The organism is Nostoc sp. DedSLP03 (genome assembly GCF_034530815.1).
GTDB lineage: Bacteria > Cyanobacteriota > Cyanobacteriia > Cyanobacteriales > Nostocaceae > Nostoc.
In genome coordinates this window covers 1-3369 of the sequence record NZ_JAVRCK010000200.1, presented here as the reverse complement: position 1 = coordinate 3369, position 3369 = coordinate 1, and the positions used below count along the sequence as shown (strand labels likewise).

Genomic DNA, 3369 nt, shown 5'->3' with positions numbered 1-3369 from the left:
ATAAAACTTGTGAGAGTTCAGCAACATGACTTAGTTGAACAGAGTCAGACTGCTGAGTGTATCTCAGCCAGAACCATGAAAACTGCATATTAACGCGAAATTAGCAGGCAGACACAGACATTCAGTATTGAATTGTATGTAAATGCATAATGAAGACCAAAAATGTGAGTGGTCAAGCGAATAAGGGCTAACGGTGGATACCTAGGCACACAGAGGCGATGAAGGACGTGGTTACCGACGATATGCTCCGGGGAGTTGGAAGCAAACATTGAGCCGGAGATTTCCGAATGGGGCAACCCTAAATACTAGCTGCTGAATATATAGGCAGTCAAGAGCCAACCCAGCGAATTGAAACATCTTACTAGCTGGAGGAAAAGAAATCAATAAAGAGATTCCCTAAGTAGTGGTGAGCGAAAGGGGAAGAGCCTAAACCAAAGGGTTTACCTTTTGGGGTAGTGGGAGAGCAAGATCGAATCTCTTTGACTAGACGAAGCAGCTAAATACTGCACCAAAGAAGGTGAAAGTCCTGTAGTCGAAAGTTAAAGGATAGTAGCTCAATCCCGAGTAGCATGGGGCACGAGGAATCCCATGTGAATCAGCGAGGACCACCTCGTAAGGCTAAATACTACTGTGTGACCGATAGTGAACCAGTACCGCGAGGGAAAGGTGAAAAGAACCCCGGAAGGGGAGTGAAATAGAACATGAAACCGTTAGCTTACAAGCAGTGGGAGGACTATTAAAAGTCTGACCGCGTGCCTGTTGAAGAATGAGCCGGCGACTTATAGGCACTGGTAGGTTAAAGCGAGAATGCTGGAGCCAAAGGGAAACCGAGTCTGAAAAGGGCGAAATCGATCAGTGTTTATAGACCCGAACCCTGGTGATCTAACCATGGCCAGGATGAAGCTTGGGTAACACCAAGTGGAGGTCCGCACCGACTGATGTTGAAAAATCAGCGGATGAGTTGTGGTTAGGGGTGAAATGCCAATCGAACCAGGAGCTAGCTGGTTCTCCCCGAAATGTGTTTAGGCGCAGCGGTAATGATTATATCTGGGGGGTAAAGCACTGTTTCGGTGCGGGCTGGGAGACCGGTACCAAATCGAGACAAACTCTGAATACCCAGAGCACACATTGCCAGTGAGACAGTGGGGGATAAGCTTCATTGTCAAGAGGGAAACAGCCCAGACCACCAGCTAATGGTCCCTAAATCATCGCTAAGTGATAAAGGAGGTGAGAGTGCACAGACAACTAGGAGGTTTGCCTAGAAGCAGCCACCCTTGAAAGAGTGCGTAATAGCTCACTAGTCAAGCGCTCTCGCGCCGAAAATGAACGGGGCTAAGCGATGTACCGAAGCTGTGGGATTAACTTTATTGTTAATCGGTAGGGGAGCGTTCCGTCGTAGGTAGAAGCAGTAGCGGCAAGCAGCTGTGGACGAAACGGAAGTGAGAATGTCGGCTTGAGTAGCGCAAATATTGGTGAGAATCCAATACCCCGAAACCCTAAGGTTTCCTCCGCCAGGTTCGTCCCCGGAGGGTTAGTCAGGACCTAAGGCGAGGCCGAACGGCGTAGTCGATGGACAACGGGTTAAAATTCCCGTACTGATTGTAGGTTGTGCAGAGGGACGGAGAAGATGAGTGTCAGCCGGATGTTGGTTCCCGGTTCAAGCGTCAAGATGTCGAGAGACGGCGAAAACGTTTTGAGTTGAGGCGTGAGTACGACCCACTACGGTGGGGAAGTGGCATAGTCTAGCTTCCAAGAAAAGCTCTAAACACGTTAACTTACAGTTACCTGTACCCGAAACCGACACAGGTAGGGAGGTTGAGAATACCAAGGGGCGCGAGATAACTCTCTCTAAGGAACTCGGCAAAATGGCCCCGTAACTTCGGAAGAAGGGGTGCCCACCGTCACAAGTGGGTCGCAGTGAAGAGATCCAGGCGACTGTTTACCAAAAACACAGGTCTCCGCAAAGTCAAATCGACGCAGTATGGGGGCTGACGCCTGCCCAGTGCCGGAAGGTTAAGGAAGTTGGTCAGGGGGCAACCTTGAAGCTAGCGACCGAAGCCCCGGTGAACGGCGGCCGTAACTATAACGGTCCTAAGGTAGCGAAATTCCTTGTCGGGTAAGTTCCGACCCGCACGAAAGGCGTAACGATCTGGATGGTGTCTCAGAGAGAGACTCGGCGAAATAGGAATGTCTGTGAAGATACGGACTGCCTGCACCTGGACAGAAAGACCCTATGAAGCTTTACTGTAGCCTGGAATTGTGTTCGGGCTTGGCTTGCGCAGGATAGGTGGGAGGCGAAGAAGTATTCCTTGTGGGGAGTATGGAGCCAACGGTGAGATACCACTCTGGCGAAGCTAGAATTCTAACCCATGACCGTTATCCGGTCAGGGAACAGTTTCAGGTGGGCAGTTTGACTGGGGCGGTCGCCTCCTAAAAGGTAACGGAGGCGCGCAAAGGTTCCCTCAGCACGCTTGGAAACCGTGCGGCGAGTGTAAAGGCATAAAGGGAGCTTGACTGCAAGAGTGACTACTCGAGCAGGTACGAAAGTAGGCCTTAGTGATCCGACGGCGCAGAGTGGAATGGCCGTCGCTCAACGGATAAAAGTTACTCTAGGGATAACAGGCTGATCTCCCCCAAGAGTCCACATCGACGGGGAGGTTTGGCACCTCGATGTCGGCTCATCGCAACCTGGGGCGGAAGTACGTCCCAAGGGTTGGGCTGTTCGCCCATTAAAGCGGTACGTGAGCTGGGTTCAGAACGTCGTGAGACAGTTCGGTCCATATCCGGTGCAGGCGTTAGAGCATTGAGAGGAGTCCTCCTTAGTACGAGAGGACCGGGAGGAACGCACCGCTGGTGTACCAGTTATCGTGCCAACGGTAAACGCTGGGTAGCCAAGTGCGGAGCGGATAACCGCTGAAAGCATCTAAGTGGGAAGCCCACCTCAAGATGAGTGCTCTCACCACTTTAAGTGGGTAAGGTCACCTGAAGAACACAGGTTAATAGGCGGTAGGTGGAAGTGCAGTAATGTATGTAGCCGAGCCGTGCTAACAGACCGAGGGCTTGACCTCTCAACATTATTTGGTCAATTAAAATTGCTAATTCGCGTTACTTGCAGTCTTCAGGGTTTTGAAACTTCAAAGTTAAAATTCTTTTTTCTTCATTTTGAATTTTGAATTTTGAATTTTGAATTCCCCCAGGGTTTTCCTGGTGTCTATTGCGCGGTGGAACCACACTGAACCCTTCCCGAACTCAGAGGTGAAACGCTGTTGCGGCAACGATAGTTTAGGGGTCGCCCTACGCAAAAATAGCTCGATGCCAGGTTTTATAATTCTAACTTTAAGCCCCAAGCTCATCCCGCCTGGGGCTTTT

General features: G+C 50.5%; 2 rRNA genes. Both read left to right on the top strand.

Annotated elements, in window-relative coordinates:
- The first annotated feature begins 170 nt into the window (after window positions 1-170).
- Window positions 171-3068: ribosomal RNA gene (locus tag RM368_RS38110) — 23S ribosomal RNA — on the top strand.
- A gap of 135 nt (window positions 3069-3203) precedes the next feature.
- Window positions 3204-3321 (top strand): 5S ribosomal RNA (gene rrf, locus RM368_RS38105).
- The last annotated feature ends 48 nt before the right edge of the window (window positions 3322-3369 follow it).